The organism is Vibrio sp. 10N.222.55.C6 (assembly GCF_041473395.1).
Lineage (GTDB): Bacteria > Pseudomonadota > Gammaproteobacteria > Enterobacterales > Vibrionaceae > Vibrio > Vibrio crassostreae_C.
The window spans coordinates 143,154-143,428 of the sequence record NZ_JBFRSD010000034.1 but is presented as its reverse complement, the minus strand read 5'-3'; the positions used below and the strand labels follow the sequence as shown (position 1 = coordinate 143,428).

At 47.3% G+C, this 275-nt stretch carries 1 protein-coding gene; it reads right to left on the bottom strand.

All coding sequences use genetic code 11. The annotated features are described in order from the left end of the window. Nucleotides 1-275 (bottom strand): Ig-like domain-containing protein (locus AB4486_RS18605; RefSeq protein WP_372118108.1); only part of this gene is annotated, 275 nt, incomplete at both ends.

Sequence of the window (275 nt, the reverse complement as noted above, 5' to 3'; positions counted from 1 at the left end):
TCGCCACTTTCATCGCTCATGGTGTACGTCACCACGACTTGCTCTGTTACACCTACTGGCAGGTGATCAAAATCTTCGCCAGTCGCTTCAAACACAAGTTTGTTATTAACGATAGTCACCAGACCTTTGTCCGAGCTCACACTGTCTAAAGTGAACTTAGCACCATCGTCTAAATCGGTGTCGTTATCCAATACATCAACGGTTACTGTGCTGTTCTCTTGAACCGCCCCAGAGTCTGCATTGGCAATTGGGAGATCGTTAGTACCGGTGACAGT